We start from the raw sequence: 14,776 nt of genomic DNA, 5'->3' as shown, positions 1-14,776 counted from the left end.
CTCATCCGGCGGGTTCCCGGCCTCGGTCCGGCGAAACGCCTGGCGACAGGGGCCAGGATCAGGCCGGGCCGGCGCGGGACCAGTCGTCCAGGGCGACCGCCTCGGTCGCCTCGGTGGCCGCGCGCTCGGTCCACGGGGAGACGGGCGCGACCCGGGGGCGGGGCGCCGACGCAAGCATCGGCACGTACACCCGGGCGTCCACCGCCTCGGCCAGCAGGAGCGCGGCCATCAGGCTGGTCGGCCGGGCGGTGGGGTCGTCGTCGAGGCAGCGCCGACACAGGTCGGCCACCTCCGCGGGCAGCCCGTCGACCGGCGGCAGCGGCTCGGGAGCGACCTGCCTGCGGGCGCCGATCAGCTGGGTGGCGGTCGTCCCGGCCGCGTACGGCAGCCGCCCGGTGAGGCAGTAGTAGAGCAGCACGCCGAGGGCGTACATGTCGGCGGCGGGGGTGGCCGGCTGCCGGTCGAACTGCTCCGGGGCCAGGTACGCCGGGGTGCCCACCACGATGCCGTCGGGGCTCTGGTCGGGGGCGCCGGCCGGGCTGGCGATGCCGAAGTCGAGCACCTTCACCCCCGAGGGGGTGAGCATGACGTTGGCTGGTTTGACGTCGCGGTGCACGATGCCGTGCGCGTGCGCGGCGGCCAACGCGGCGGCCACCTCCGCGCAGACCCGTACCGCGATCCGCCAGTCCAGCGGCCCGGCCCGCAGGTGCGCGGCGAGCGTCTCCCCTTCGGCGAGCTCCATGACGATGTACGGCGCCTCGCGTCCGGGCAGCGTGGACGAGGTGCCGAAGTCGTGCACGCTGGCGACGTTGGGGTGCACCAGCCGGGCCGCGTTGCGCGCCTCGGCCCGGATCCGCTCCACCGACGTCTCCTCGCCGTGCTGTCCGGGGGACATCAGCTTCACCGCGACCGGACGGTCGAGCACCACGTCGTGTGCTCGCCACACCTCAGACATCCCGCCCAGGGCGATGCGCTGTTCGAGCTGGTACCGCCCGGCCAGCGTCCTCATCGTGGCTGCTCCTGTCCGTCTCGCCCCGGTCGTTACCGGCGTTCCGGTCGCGGTACCCGGGGGGCGAGCTGGGCAAACCGTGGTCGGCCGGGTCGGAGCCGCCGCGTCGCGCCGACCGGTGCGGTAGCTTGCCAGGCAGGGGGCGTCCGGCGGGAGGGGGTCACACGGATGAGCGAGGTGAGCGTCCGCTTCGTCGGCGGCCCGGCCCACAACCTGGTGCGGGCGCTGCCCGCGGGGCCGGACGGTGGCCCGCCCGCGCGCTGGGTGCTGCGCCATCCCGACGGGAATCCGGCCCCGGGTGCGGGCGGCCCCGACCATCTCTACGCGCGCGGCCGGCGCGACGGCACCGGGGTGTGGACGATGAGCTTCGTGCGCACCTACCCGGTGGGCGCGGGCGAGTAACCCGGTTCAGCGGCCCGCCGCCGTGGTCTCCAGGATCACCGCCGCCACCCGCTCGGGGTCGTCCGGCATCGGCACGTGCCCGCAGCCGGTCAGGTCCAGGTGGCGGGCCTGCGGAAGCCGCTGCCGGGCCAGCGCGGCCTGCCGGTACGGCAGGATCCGGTCACGGGTGCCCCAGGCGACGGTGACCGGCACCGTGGGCGTGCCGGCGAAGGCGTAGCCGCGGCCCGCCCGGGCCACCGCGCGGAAGGCGCGGGCGTCGCGCAGGGCCCGTGAGTCGGCCAGGGCCGCCTCCACCGCCAGCCGCTCCGGCCGGGCGACGATCATGCCGAAGGCCAGCGACCGGAGCGGGGCCGAGCCGAGCACGGACCGGACGACCGGGGCGGGCAGCCGGGCCGCCGCCCGGTGCAGGCTCAGCACGGTCAGCGCCCGGCGCAGCTCCCGCGGGGTGCAGAAGCCGGCGGGGGAGAGCGCGGTGGCCGAGGCGGCCAGGCCGGCGGCGGCGAGTTCGAGGGCGATCGCCCCGCCGAGGCTGTTGCCGGCGACGTGCGGCCGGTCCAGGCCGAGCGCCGCGCAGAACTCGGCAACCGCGGCCACCACCTGCGTCATGTCCCGGGGCAGCCCGCCCGCCGGAACCGGGGAGCGGCCGAAGCCGGGCAGGTCGAGCGCCACCACGTCGTGCCGGGCGGCGAGCAGGTCGAGCACCGGCAGCCAGGCCGCCCAGTGGTGGCCGATGCCGTGCAGCAGCACCAGCGGCGGGCCCGCGCCGCGCCGTTCGAAGACGACCGGCAGGGCCCCGGCCGGCCCGGGGGAGCGATCGGCGTCCATGGCCACGCCCGGAAGTTACCATCGGGTAGCCGGCTGGGGAAGGGTACGTCATCCGTCGAGGCCGCGCTCGGAGGCTGGAGCGGACGTGGGTCGGGCCGGTGGCGGTGCGGTGCGTCGGCGGCCGGTGGCCGTCGCGGCTCGCCCGTCGGGGTCCCGCCGCAGGCCGGGGCGACGGGGTACCGTCGGACCGAACCGGGGTGGCGCGCACAGGTGGCGCACAGGATGCGCACAGTTCAGGGCCAGCCGGGCCGCCCACGATGGGGGCATGGTGATGGACGGGCAGACCGCGCAGACCCGGATCGAACTCCGCCGCCCCGACGGCGAACCCGTCCGGGTGCTGGTCGTCGACGACGAGCCGACCCTGACCGACCTGCTCTCGATGGCCCTGCGCTACGAGGGCTGGCAGGTGCGCAGCGCCGGCAACGGGATGGCCGCGTTGAGCACCGCGCGGCAGTTCCAGCCGGACGCGGTGGTGCTCGACGTGATGCTGCCCGATCTCGACGGCTTCCAGGTGCTCCGCCGGCTGCGCGAGCAGGCCCCGACCGTGCCGGTGCTCTTCCTGACCGCCCGGGACGCCGTGGAGGAGCGGATCGCCGGGCTCACCGTCGGCGGCGACGACTACGTCACGAAGCCGTTCAGCCTGGAGGAGGTCATCGCCCGGCTGCGCGCCCTGCTGCGCCGCTCCGGCTTCGCGGTGGCGGCGCGGGAGGACGCGGTGCTCACCGTCGGCGACCTCAGCCTGGACGAGGACAGCCACGAGGTGCGCCGCGGCGACGACCTGATCACCCTGACGGCCACCGAGTTCGAGCTGCTGCGCTATCTGATGCGCAACCCGCGGCGGGTGCTGAGCAAGGCGCAGATCCTCGACCGGGTGTGGAACTACGACTTCGGTGGCCAGGCCAACGTCGTCGAGCTGTACATCTCGTACCTGCGTAAGAAGATCGACGCCGGCCGGGACCCGATGATCCACACGCTGCGCGGCGCGGGCTATGTCCTCAAGCCCGCGAACTGACCGGCGAGGTCGGCTGCGCTCCTGGCTGGCCGGCCGGTCGCTGCGGACCCGGCTGGTCGCCGCGGTGGTGGCGCTGCTCGCCCTGGTCAGCATCGGCATCGGCGGGCTGACCACGGTCGCGCTGCGACATTTCCTGGTGGCCCAGGTGGACGACCAGCTCACCGTGGACAACCGCCGGCGGGAGGGTCCGCCATCCTGGTTTCAGCAGCTCGCGGAGCGGCAGCGGGCCGACCAGGACCGGCCGCTCGAACCGCCGCCCGGCTTCCCGCCGGACTCCATTGCCGTGAAGATCGTCGATGGCGAGGTGACCTCCGCCCTCATCCGCAACGCCTCGGGTGCTGCCGAGGCGCTGCCCACCGGCGGCCTCACCGCGGTCACCGGGCTGCCCGTCGACGGGCAGCCGCGCACGGTGGACCTCAGCGAGCGGGGCGACTACCGCGCGGTGGCCCGGCAGGCGTCCGACGGTGACGTGCTGGTCTTCGCGATCCCGCTCGCCGAGGCGCAGGAGACCGTCTGGTGGATGGTGGTGGCCCAGGCGGGCGTGGCCACCGCGGGCCTGCTGATCGCCGGCAGCCTCGGCGCGCTCATCGTCCGGGCGACGCTGCGCCCACTGAACCGGGTCGCCGCCACCGCCGTCCGGGTCACCGAGCTGCCACTGGACCGTGGCGAGGTGGCGCTGTCGGTGCGGGTGCCCGAGGCGGACACCGACCCGCGTACCGAGGTCGGCCAGGTCGGGGCCGCGCTCAACCGGATGCTGGGCCACGTGGGCGCCGCCCTCGCCGCCCGGCAGGCCAGCGAAACCCGGGTACGCCAGTTCGTCGCCGACGCCAGCCACGAGCTGCGTACCCCGTTGGCCGCGATCCGGGGCTACGCCGAGGTGGCCCGGCGCGGCCGGGACCGGGTGCCGCCGGACGTGGCGCACGCGCTGCGCCGGGTGGAGTCGGCCAGCACCCGGATGACCAGCCTCGTCGACGACCTGCTGCTGCTCGCCCGGCTGGACTCCGGCCGGCCGCTGGCCACCGAGCCGGTCGACCTGACCGCGCTGGTCGTGGACGCGGTCAGCGACGCCCACGTCGCCGGCCCCGAGCACCGCTGGCAGCTCGACCTGCCCGACGAGGCCCTGGAGGTGCCCGGCGACGCCGTCCGGCTGCATCAGGTGGTGGCGAACCTGCTGGCCAACGCCCGGGTGCACACGCCGCCCGGCAGCACGGTGACCACCCGGCTCACCCGGGTGCCCGGCGCGGTCGAGGTCAGCGTCACCGACGACGGCCCCGGCGTGCCGCCCGAGCTGCGCGACGAGGTCTTCGAACGCTTCGCCCGCGGTGACAGCTCACGCTCGCGCGAGCACGGCAGCACCGGGCTCGGGCTGGCCATCGTCGCGGCGGTGGTCGAGGCCCACCACGGCACCGTACGGCTGGAGTCCCGGCCCGGCCGGACCGTGTTCACCGTGCGGCTGCCGGATCCCACAGCCGACGCATAGGCAGATCATGGGGGCGGCTCAACGGGCTGGCCCAGGCTTGCCGGCATGGACAGAACAGAGAGCCTGCTGACCGCGCCGGGGAACGCCCCGGCCGCCGAGACCGCGCCACCGGCCACCCCCGCGCCGGAGCCCGTACGCGCCGAGGCGGAGCCGCCGCCGACCCGTCGGGACCCGGCGTGGGCCCGACCGGCCCTGCTGGTGCTGCTGCTGGCCACGGGCCTGCTCTACCTGTGGGGCCTGGGCGCCTCCGGCTGGGCCAACTCGTTCTACTCGGCGGCGGTGCAGGCCGGCGCGGAGAGCTGGAAGGCGTTCTTCTACGGCTCGTCGGACGCGGCGAACTCGATCAGCGTGGACAAGACCCCCGCGTCGCTCTGGCTGATGGCCCTGTCGGTCCGGGTCTTCGGGCTGAGCAGCTGGTCGATCCTGGTGCCGCAGGCCCTGCTGGGCGTCGCCTCGGTCGGCGCGCTGTACGCCACCGTCCGGCGCTGGTACGGCCCGGTGGCCGGCCTGATCGCCGGGGCGGTGCTGGCGCTCACCCCGGTTGCCACGCTGATGTTCCGGTTCAACAATCCCGACGCCCTGCTGGTCCTGCTGCTGGTGCTCGGCGCGTACGCGACCGTGCGGGCGGTGGAGACGGCCAGCACCCGGTGGATCGTGCTGGCCGGGGTGCTGGTCGGCTTCGGCTTCCTCACCAAGATGCTCCAGGCCTTCCTGGTGATCCCGGTCTTCGCCGGGGTCTACCTGCTGGCCGCGCCGACCGGCCTCTGGCGGCGGATCCGCCAGCTGTTGCTGGCCGGGCTCGGCGTGGTGGTGGCCGCCGGCTGGTGGGTGGCCGTGGTCGAGCTGGTGCCGGCGAGCGCCCGGCCCTACATCGGCGGTTCGCAGCACAACAGCATCCTGGAGCTGACCCTCGGCTACAACGGCCTGGGCCGGATCACCGGCGACGAGGAGGGCAGCGTCGGTGGCGGCGGCCCGACGGGCGGCGGTGGGGGCGGCCCGTTCTCCGGGCAGACCGGCTGGCTGCGGATGTTCGACACCGAGGTCGGCGGTCAGATTTCCTGGCTGCTGCCGGCGGCGCTGATCCTGCTGGTCGCCGGGCTGGTGCTGGCCGGGCGGGCGGCGCGTACCGACCGGCGGCGCGCGGGCCTGCTGCTGTGGGGCGGGTGGCTGCTCGTCACCGGCCTGATCTTCAGCTTCATGTCCGGCATCTTCCACGCCTACTACACGGTGGCGCTCGCCCCGGCGGTCGGCGCGGTGGTCGGCATCGGGGCGGTGCTGCTCTGGCGGGAACGCGCCGTCACCGGCCCGGTCGATCTCGTCGCCGCCGCCCCGGCCGCGTCGCGCCGGTGGGGGAACCGCCGCGCGTTCGCGGCGACCGTCACCCTGGCGGTGACCCTCGCGGTGAGCGCCTGGTGGTCCTGGCGGCTGCTCGGCCGCAGCCCCGACTGGTACCCGTGGCTGCGCACGGCGGTGCTGGTCACCGGTCTCGCGGTGGCGGTGCTCGTCGTCCTCGCGGACCGGCTGCCGCGCCGGTTGGTCCCGGTGGTCCTCGCCCTCGGCGCGACGGCCGCGCTCGCCGGTCCCGCCGCGTACGCGCTGGACACCGCGGCGACCCCGCACACCGGCTCCATCCCGAGCGCCGGCCCGGTCGTGCAGGGCGGTTTCGGCCCGGGCCGTGGCGGATTCGCCGGCGGCCGGCCGCCGCGCGGCGGCCAGTTCCCCGGCTTCCCCGGTGCCAACCAGACCGGCCAGACCGGCGGCCAGCTCCCGACCCTCCCGGGTGGCGGCCAGCTCCCGACCCTCCCGGGTGGCGGCCAGCTCCCGACCCTCCCGGGTGGGCAGGACGGCGGCGCCGGCCGGGCCCAGCGCGGTGGCAACATGGGCGGGCTGCTCGACTCCCGCGAGCCGAGCGCCGAGCTGAAGGCCCTGCTGGAGTCCGACGCGGACGCCTACACCTGGGTGGCGGCGACGATCGGCTCGAACAACGCCTCGGGCTACCAGCTGGCCACGGGCGAGCCGGTGATGGCGATCGGCGGCTTCAACGGCAGTGACCCGTCGCCGACGCTGGCCCAGTTCCAGCGCTATGTCGCCGACGGCAGGATCCACTACTTCGTCGGCGGCGGCGGCTTCCGGGCCAACGGTGGCAGTTCCGCCTCCCAGGAGATCTCCTCCTGGGTCGCCGAGAACTTCCCGTCCAAGACCGTGGACGGGGTCACCGTCTACGACCTGAGCAGCGGAAAGCAGGGCTGAGCCATGACGTACCCGAGCACCCGCCCGGCCGTCGCCGTGGGGGTCGCCGCGCCCACCGCGGTGCTGGACGTGGTCGTCCCGGTGCACAACGAGGAGGCCGACCTCGGCCCCTGCGTGCGGCGGCTGCACGCCCACCTGAGCGCGCACTTCCCGTACCCGTTCCGGATCACCGTGGCCGACAACGCCAGCGTCGACGGCACCCTCGCGGTCGCCGAGGCGTTGGCCGCGGAGCTGCCGCACGTCGAGGTACGCCACCTCGCGGCCAAGGGGCGCGGCCGGGCCCTGCGGGCCGCCTGGTCGGCCTCGGACGCCCCGGTGCTCGCCTACCTGGACGTGGACCTCTCCACCGACCTGGCGGCGCTGCTGCCGCTGGTGGCGCCCCTCATCTCCGGCCACTCCGACCTGGCCATCGGCACCCGGCTGGCCCGGAGCTCCCGGGTGGTCCGCGGCGCCAAGCGGGAGGTGATCTCCAGGGCCTACAACCTGCTGCTGCGGGGCACCCTCGCGGCCCGGTTCTCCGACGCCCAGTGCGGGTTCAAGGCCATCCGCTCCGACGTGGCCCGGGAGCTGCTGCCGCTGGTCCAGGACACCGGGTGGTTCTTCGACACCGAGCTGCTGGTGCTGGCCCAGCGGGCCGGGCTGCGCATCCACGAGGTGCCGGTGGACTGGGTGGACGACCCGGACAGCCGGGTGGACATCGTCGCCACCGCCCTGGCCGACCTGCGCGGCATCGGCCGGCTGGGCCGGGCGTTCCTCACCGGCGCGCTGCCCCTGGCCCAGGTGCGCGAGCAGCTCGGTCGGGCCCCGCTGACCGCTCCGCCGGGGCAGGTGCCGGTCGGGCTGCCCCGGCAGCTGGCCCGGTTCGGCGCGGTCGGGGTGGCCAGCACCGTGGCGTACCTGCTGCTCTTCGTCGCCACCCGGGGCGTGTTCGGCGCGCAGGCGGCGAACCTGCTGGCGCTGCTGGTCACCGCCGTGGCGAACACCGCGGCCAACCGGCGGCTCACCTTCGGGGTGACCGGCCGCCGGCACGCCGGCCGGCACCACCTCCAGGGGCTGGTCGCCTTCGCCCTGGGGCTGGCGCTGACCAGCGGGTCGCTGGCCGCGCTGCACGCCGTGACCGCGACCCCGCCGCGAACGGCGGAGCTGGCGGTGCTGGTGGCGGCGAACCTCGCCGCCACGGTGCTGCGCTTCGTGCTGCTCCGCCTCGGCATGCACCACCGCCGTCCGGTCACGGACTGAGCGCGGGCCGGGGGCCCCGACCGGGAGTCGGGGCTTCCGTCGCGCCCGTGGTCACCCGGCCCCCCGGGTGGCAGGGTGGACCGCGTGTACCGGGAACGCCCCGCCGCCCTGCCCGGCGCCGTGCTCTGGACCAGCGTCAGCACCGGCGCGCCGGTGCGGGTGCTGCCGCACGGGTGTCTGGACCTGCTCTGGTCCAGCCGGTCGGGGCTGCTGGTCGCCGGACCGGATCGCACCGCGTACCTGACCGGTGCCGTGCCCGGCGAACGGTGGCTGGGGCTGCGGCTGCCGCCGGGGGTCGGCCCGGCGGTGTTCGGCGTCCCGGCTCAGGAGCTGCGGGACCGGCGGGTGCCGCTGGACGCGCTCTGGGGCCGGCCGGCGGGCTTCCTCACCGAGCGGTGGGGCGACCGGCCGACCGGCGCCGACCTCGAGGCGGTCGCCGCGGCCCGGCTGGCCGCCGCCGGCGGCCCCGACCCGCTCGGCACGCGGATCGCCGCGCTGCTGGCGGCTGGCGCCACGGTGACCGCGACCGCCGCCGAGGTGGGCCTCGGCCCGCGCGCCCTGCACCGGCGCAGCCAGCTCCTCTTCGGGTACGGCCCGAAGACCCTCGCCCGGATCCTGCGGATGCGCCGGGCCCTGGCCCTGGCCCTGGCCGGTGCCCCGTTGGCCGAGGCGGCCGCCCGGGCGGGATACGCCGACCAGGCGCACCTCACCCGGGACGTGCGCGAGCTGGCCGGCGTCCCGCCGACGGCGCTGACCGGTTGACGCCGGCGCCCCGGCTCCCGTCGAGGTGACGGTCAGCCCAGCGGGGCGTAGAGGTCCACGCCGTTGCCGTCCGGGTCGTGCAGCACGGCGTACCGCTGGCCCCAGAAGGCGTCCCAGGGAGCCAGCTCGCCGTGGAAGCCGGCCCCGGTCAGCTCGGCCCAGCACCGGTCCACCTCGGCAGGGTCGGCGCAGCGGAAGGCGAGGGTGGCGCGGGGACTGCCGGTCGGCGGCGTCCAGTCGGGGTGGAAGGTGCGGACCATGGCGACCGCGTCCCAGGCGAGCCGTAGGCCGCCGGGGAGGGTCACCTCCACGTGGTCCTCCGCGTCGGCGCCGGGCGGGACGTCCAGCCCCAGCCGGCGGTAGAAGTCGAGACTGCGGGCCATGTCGGCGACCGTGATGCCGACGAGATCGAAGCGAGGTGCCATGCGGCCACGGTAGGGCGGCGGGCGCCGGTCGTCTTGAACGGAACGGACGGGGGCGGAGTGATCCGTGTGCCCCTCATGGCCGCCCCGGGCGGGCTACTGTCGAGGACAACTCCGGCTATTTGGGTCAAACGCCTCAGGGCGCACCCGGTCGGTTCCACGACGGCGAGGGAAGGGAGCGGTCGGTGATGCATCTGGCCTACCTGGACGCGGGTTCCGGCAGCCTGATCGTGCAGGCGGTGGTCGGCGGCGTGGCGGGCGCGGCGGTCGCCGCCAAGCTCTACTGGCGGCGGCTGACCTCCCGGTTCCGTCGGCGCCCCACCGACGTGCCGACCGCGCCCGACGGTGGGCAGCAGCGACAGTCCGTCGACACCTGACCGGCCGGCGATGACCACCTCCGACGCCCGGATCCGGGTCGAACCCGGCTCCTTCCGCGACCCGGCCAACCGGGTCTTCCACGCCGGGGAGGCGGTGCTGCGCGGGCTCGACCCGGGGGCCACCGCCGACTGGCAGGCGCTGGCCGGCACCGAACTCTTCGCCGCCCTGCTGGCCGAGGGGAAGGTCTGCGGCACGGAGGTCGTCGACCCGGCCGTGCTGCCCGGCTGGGCGACGGTGCTGCGGCACGAGCGGATCCCGTTCGTCTCGCACCCGTACGAGTGGTCGTTCGCCATGCTGCGCGACGCCGCGCTGCTGCACCTGGAGATCCTGCGTCGGGCCCTGGCCGCCGGGTTCACCACCAAGGACGGCTCGGCGTACAACCTCCAGTGGCGCGGCAGCACCCCGGTCTTCATCGACATCGGCTCCTTCGCGCCGGCCCGCGACGGCGAACCCTGGGCCGGGTACCGCCAGTTCTGTCAGACCCTGCTCTATCCGCTGCTGCTCCAGGCCCACCTCGGCCTGGACTTCCAGCCCTGGCTGCGGTCTCAGGTGGACGGCATCGAGCCGGACCAGATGCGCCGTCTCTTCGGCGGGGTCCGACGGCTGCTGCCCGGCGTGCCGACCCACGTCCACCTGCACGGCGTGATGCAGGCCCGCAACGCGGCGGCCAGCACCACCGACGTCCGGGCCCAACTGCGGGCCGCCGGGTACTCCCGGGAGCTGGCGCTGGCCACCGTGCGCGGGCTGGAGAAGCTGGTCCGCCGGCTCGACCGCCGGGAGTCGGGCAGCCACTGGGCCGACTACCAGCGCACCTGTGGCTACACCGCCCAGGACCGGGCCGACAAGGAGACGTTCGTCGCCGATGCGGTGACCGCCGCCGGCACGCCCCGCCTGGTGCTCGACCTCGGCGCCAACGACGGCCGGTACGCCCGGATCGCCGCCCGGCACGCCGCGCGGGTGGTCGCCGTCGAGCAGGACCCGGCGGTGGTCGACGCCCTCTACCGGGCGCTGCGCGCCGAGGGCGACCGGCGGATCCTGCCGCTGGTCATGGACCTCGCCGACCCGTCGCCCGGTGGCGGCTGGCGGGGCGTCGAGCGGGCCTCCTTCGCCAGCCGGGCCCGGGCCGACGTGGTGCTCGCCCTGGCCGTGGTCCACCACCTCGCCATCGGACGCAACATCCCGCTGCCCGACCTGCTCGACCAACTGGTCGGGTACGCGCGCCCCGGCGGCCGGCTGGTGGTCGAATTCGTCCACCCCGAGGACGCGATGGCCCGCCGGCTGCTGGCCAACAAGCCAGACGGGCTCTTCCCCGCCTACCGCCGGGAGGAGTTCGAGCGGCACCTCGCGGCCCGCTGCCGGGTGGAGCGGCAGCGGGACCTGCCATCGGGCACCCGCACGCTCTACCAGGCGGTGGTGGGTGGCTGACTCGACGCTGACCGCCCCATGGCGCCCCGCCGACGCCGGCCGCCCGGCGCCCGCGGCGGCGGTGCCGTCGGCCCGCCGGCTCGAGCTGCGCCGGCTGCTGGAGGTCACCGCGCTGATCGGCCTGGTGGTCACCCAGCCGTTGCTCGACGTGCTCGGCCGCAGCCCCGACTTCTTCCTGTTCCACCGGGCCACCACCGCCGACATCCTGATCCTGGTCGCGATGATCGCGCTGCTGCCGACGCCGGCCGTCGCGCTGCTCGGGTGGGCCAGCCGGCTCGCCGGCCCGCGCGCCCGCAGCGCCACTCACCGGCTGCTCGTCGGGCTGCTGCTGGCCGCCCTCGCCGTGCAGGTCGGTCGGCACGCCACCGGGCTGCGGGGCGTACCGCTGGTGTTGGCCGCCGCCGTGGCCGGCGCGGCCGGGGCGGCCGCGCACCGGCGGTGGTCGGCGATCGGCCGGATGCTGCGGGTCGCGGCGCTCGGGCCGCCGGTCTTCGTCGTCCTGTTCCTCTTCGCCTCGCCCGCCTCGGCGGTCGTGCTGCCCCGCGCGCACGGCGGGGCGGCCGGGGCGGCCGGATCGGGGGAGCACCCGACGGTGGTCATGATCGTCCTGGACGAGCTGCCGCTGGTCTCGCTGCTCGGCCCGAACGGCCGGATCGACGCCACCCGGTACCCGCACTTCGCCGAGCTGGCCGCCGGCTCGACCTGGTACCGCAACGCGACCGGGGTGAGCGGTTGGACGCCGTACGCGCTGCCGGCGATGCTCACCGGTCGCTACCCCGCGAAGCCGTACGCCCCGCACTACTCCCAGTACCCCGACAACCTCTTCACCGCCCTCGGCGGGCTCTACGACGTCCGGGCCGAGGAGAGCATCACCCGGCTCTGCCCGCCCAGCCGCTGCGAGCAGCGGGCCGCCCCGCGGCAGGGGCTCGGGGTGCTGGTGCGGGAGACGGGCCGGCTGCTCGGCCAGGTCGCCGCGCCGGTGGACGGCCGGGTCGACCCGGAGGAGTCGTACCGGGAGCGCACCCGGACCGAGGTGGGGCTGGACGCCGCCGAGCCCGTCCCGGCCGACCCGAGATTCCGCTTCGACAGCCTGGACGACAACCAGCCGGCCCGGTTCACCAGCTTCCTCGCCGCGCTGCGCCCGTCCGGCCGGCCCACGCTGCACTTCCTGCACCTGCTGATGCCGCACCCGCCGTGGGCGTACCTGCCGTCCGGGGCGCGCTACGACGCCCCGGAGGACCTGCCCAACGACGGGGCCGGCTGGGTGGACCTGGCCCGGGCCCGACACCTGGCCCAGCTGCAGTACACCGACCGGCTGATCGGCGAGACGCTGCGCACCCTGCGCGCCGGCGGCCTGTACGACAAGGCCATGGTCCTGGTCACCGCCGACCACGGGGTGAGCTTCACCCGGGACTGGCAGGGCCGCGGGATGGACGCGATCGTCCACGCCGCCGGTGAGGTCGCCTGGGTGCCGATGTTCGTCAAGGAGCCCGGGCAGCGCGCCGGCCGGGTCGACGACCGCAACTGGGAGCACGTCGACCTGCTGCCCACCATCGCCGACGTGGCGCACGTGAAGATCCCGTGGCGGATGGACGGGCGCTCGGCCCGGCAGGCCCCGCGGGACCGGACGGAGAAGTGGTTCTACGACCGGCCGGGGGAGCGGGTCGCCTTCCCCGGTGGGGTGCCGGCCCGCCCGGCGGTCGCCGCCGCGCACCCGCTGGTCGGCAGCGCCGTCGGGGAGAAGCCGACCGGCGGCACGGCGACCGTGGCGAACCTGGCCGCGTTCCGCGACGTCGACCCGGCCGCCGGCGCGCTGCCGGCGCTGGTCTGGGGGACGGTGCCCCGCGACGTGCCCGACGGCACGCTGCTGGCGGTCGCGGTCAACGGCCGGGTGGGCGCGGTGGTGCCCGTGGTGCCCCGGGACAAGGGGGGCCGCCGCTTCGCCGCCCTCCTCCCCGACGACCATCTGTTCACCGCCGGCGCGAACCGGCTGGACATCTACCGGCTCGGCCCCGGCGGCGCGCTGCGCCGGCTGAACCTCTCCTGAACCTTTCCTCCCCGGCGTCCGTCTTCGCCGCGGCCCAGCCGGCCCACCAGGGTTTCCGATCCGCCGGGTCGGGAATCGGGTGACGCATACCTCACCGCCGAACCACGGCGGGCGGTGTCCCGCAGGCCGCGATTACGGTAAAAGCGAAGGCAATTCAACGAAGATTCGCCGGCGAAGCGAGGAACCACATGACGGAAGTCAAGCTGGATCACCCCGGTGGTCAGCTTTCGATGCCGGTGCACGACGCGGTCGAGGGCCCCGCGGGCATCGGGGTGAGCAAGCTGCTGAAGGAAACCGGGATGACCACGTACGACCCCGGTTTCGTGAACACCGCGTCCTGTTCGTCCGCGATCACCTATATCGACGGTGACGCGGGCATTCTGCGGTACCGCGGCTACCCGATCGAGCAGCTGGCCGAGAAGTCCTCCTTCCTGGAGGTCTCCTACCTGCTGATCTACGGCGAGCTGCCCACCCAGACGGAGCTGACCGAGTTCAGCGAGCGGATCCGCCGGCACTCGCTGCTGCACGAGGAGATGCGTCGGTTCTTCGACGGCTTCCCGCGCGACGCGCACCCGATGGCCGTGCTCTCCTCGGCCGTCAGCGCCATCTCCACCTTCTACCAGGACAGCCTGGACCCGTTCGACTCCAACCACGTGGAGATGTCGACGGTCCGGCTGATGGCGAAGGTCCCGACCATCGCCTCGTACGCCTACAAGAAGTCCATCGGGCAGCCGCTGCTGTACCCGGACAACTCGCTGGGCTACGTGGAGAACTTCCTCCGGATGACCTTCGGCGTGCCGGCCGAGGAGTACGAGGTCGACCCCGTCATGGCCCGCGTGCTGGACATGCTCTTCGTGCTGCACGCCGACCACGAGCAGAACTGCTCCACCTCCACCGTCCGACTGGTCGGCTCCAGCAACGCCAACCTTTTCGCCTCGGTCTCGGCCGGGGTGAACGCCCTCTTCGGTCCGCTGCACGGCGGCGCCAACCAGGCCGTGCTGGAGATGCTGGAGAAGATCAAGGCCGACGGCGGCGACGTCCGGTCCTTCGTCCGCAAGGTCAAGGACAAGCAGGACGGCGTGAAGCTGATGGGCTTCGGCCACCGGGTCTACAAGAACTACGACCCGCGCGCCGCCATCGTGAAGAAGGCCGCCCAGGACGTGCTCGGCCGGATGGCCAAGCCGGACCCGATGCTGGACATCGCGATGCAGTTGGAGGAGATCGCGCTCGCCGACGACTTCTTCGTCTCCCGCAAGCTCTACCCGAACGTGGACTTCTACACCGGCCTGATCTACAAGGCCATGGGCTTCCCGACGAAGATGTTCACGGTCCTGTTCGCGCTGGGCCGGCTCCCCGGCTGGATCGCCCAGTGGCGCGAGATGATCAACGACCCGGAGACCAAGATCGGCCGCCCGCGGCAGATCTACACCGGCTCCCCGGAGCGGGACTACACCGCGCTCACCGAGCGCTGAGCCACCCGTACGACGACGAAGGCCGCCGGCCCCGCGAGGGGTCGGCGGCCTTT

The 14,776-nt window shown here is 74.9% G+C and carries 13 protein-coding genes; 10 read left to right on the top strand and 3 right to left on the bottom strand.

Annotated features, from left to right (window positions below; genetic code table 11):
- Positions 1-58: 58 nt before the first annotated feature.
- Positions 59-1,009, bottom strand: coding sequence for a serine/threonine-protein kinase (locus tag AC5RWQ_RS10535; protein WP_494282540.1), 951 nt, complete (start codon positions 1,007-1,009; stop codon positions 59-61).
- A gap of 168 nt (positions 1,010-1,177) precedes the next feature.
- Between AC5RWQ_RS10535 and AC5RWQ_RS10530 the strand changes: the two genes are divergently transcribed.
- Positions 1,178-1,411 (top strand): DUF8847 domain-containing protein, encoded by a 234-nt coding sequence (locus tag AC5RWQ_RS10530; RefSeq protein ID WP_494282539.1) that lies wholly within the window; start codon positions 1,178-1,180, stop codon positions 1,409-1,411.
- Positions 1,412-1,417: 6 nt separating this feature from the next.
- Here AC5RWQ_RS10530 and AC5RWQ_RS10525 read toward each other — a convergent pair whose 3' ends face one another.
- Positions 1,418-2,236 carry an alpha/beta fold hydrolase gene (locus AC5RWQ_RS10525; RefSeq protein WP_494282714.1) on the bottom strand — a complete coding sequence of 273 codons (819 nt, stop codon included), beginning with the start codon at positions 2,234-2,236 and terminating at the stop codon, positions 1,418-1,420.
- Positions 2,237-2,507: 271 nt separating this feature from the next.
- Between AC5RWQ_RS10525 and AC5RWQ_RS10520 the strand changes: the two genes are divergently transcribed.
- The 5 genes from AC5RWQ_RS10520 (at position 2,508) to AC5RWQ_RS10500 (ending at position 8,979) form a co-directional block, all read left to right on the top strand.
- The gene (locus tag AC5RWQ_RS10520; protein WP_334490033.1) at positions 2,508-3,248 is read left to right on the top strand and encodes a response regulator transcription factor; all 741 of its coding nucleotides are present in this window, start codon (positions 2,508-2,510) and stop codon (positions 3,246-3,248) included.
- Positions 3,226-4,728 (top strand): sensor histidine kinase, encoded by a 1,503-nt coding sequence (locus tag AC5RWQ_RS10515; protein WP_494282538.1) that lies wholly within the window; start codon positions 3,226-3,228, stop codon positions 4,726-4,728. Before AC5RWQ_RS10520 ends, AC5RWQ_RS10515 begins: the two co-directional genes overlap by 23 nt.
- A gap of 45 nt (positions 4,729-4,773) precedes the next feature.
- Complete coding sequence (locus AC5RWQ_RS10510) at positions 4,774-6,978, top strand: ArnT family glycosyltransferase (protein ID WP_494282537.1); 2,205 nt, start codon at positions 4,774-4,776, stop codon at positions 6,976-6,978.
- Positions 6,979-6,981: 3 nt separating this feature from the next.
- Positions 6,982-8,217, top strand: coding sequence for a bifunctional glycosyltransferase family 2/GtrA family protein (locus tag AC5RWQ_RS10505; RefSeq protein ID WP_494282536.1), 1,236 nt, complete (start codon positions 6,982-6,984; stop codon positions 8,215-8,217).
- A gap of 84 nt (positions 8,218-8,301) precedes the next feature.
- Positions 8,302-8,979: a helix-turn-helix domain-containing protein gene (locus AC5RWQ_RS10500; RefSeq protein ID WP_494282713.1), complete on the top strand. Its 678-nt coding sequence runs from the start codon at positions 8,302-8,304 to the stop codon at positions 8,977-8,979.
- 32 nt (positions 8,980-9,011) lie between these two features.
- Here AC5RWQ_RS10500 and AC5RWQ_RS10495 read toward each other — a convergent pair whose 3' ends face one another.
- The gene (locus tag AC5RWQ_RS10495; RefSeq protein WP_494282535.1) at positions 9,012-9,404 is read right to left on the bottom strand and encodes a VOC family protein; all 393 of its coding nucleotides are present in this window, start codon (positions 9,402-9,404) and stop codon (positions 9,012-9,014) included.
- 182 nt (positions 9,405-9,586) lie between these two features.
- On the opposite strand from AC5RWQ_RS10495, the gene AC5RWQ_RS10490 reads away from it, so the two are divergent.
- From AC5RWQ_RS10490 to AC5RWQ_RS10475, 4 genes are all read left to right on the top strand, one after another.
- Complete coding sequence (locus tag AC5RWQ_RS10490; RefSeq protein ID WP_494282534.1) at positions 9,587-9,778, top strand: hypothetical protein; 192 nt, start codon at positions 9,587-9,589, stop codon at positions 9,776-9,778.
- A gap of 10 nt (positions 9,779-9,788) precedes the next feature.
- On the top strand, positions 9,789-11,204 hold the full coding sequence (locus AC5RWQ_RS10485) for a methyltransferase (RefSeq protein ID WP_494282533.1): 1,416 nt from the start codon (positions 9,789-9,791) through the stop codon (positions 11,202-11,204).
- Positions 11,197-13,251: a sulfatase-like hydrolase/transferase gene (locus AC5RWQ_RS10480; protein ID WP_494282532.1), complete on the top strand. Its 2,055-nt coding sequence runs from the start codon at positions 11,197-11,199 to the stop codon at positions 13,249-13,251. The genes AC5RWQ_RS10485 and AC5RWQ_RS10480 overlap by 8 nt, the downstream gene beginning before the upstream one ends.
- A 188-nt stretch (positions 13,252-13,439) precedes the next feature.
- Complete coding sequence (locus AC5RWQ_RS10475; protein WP_494282531.1) at positions 13,440-14,723, top strand: citrate synthase; 1,284 nt, start codon at positions 13,440-13,442, stop codon at positions 14,721-14,723.
- Positions 14,724-14,776 lie beyond the last annotated feature (53 nt).

This window comes from Micromonospora sp. BS32, from assembly GCF_059089345.1.
The sequence above is the reverse complement of the archived record's forward strand: the minus strand, read 5'-3'. Positions and strand labels throughout refer to the sequence as shown.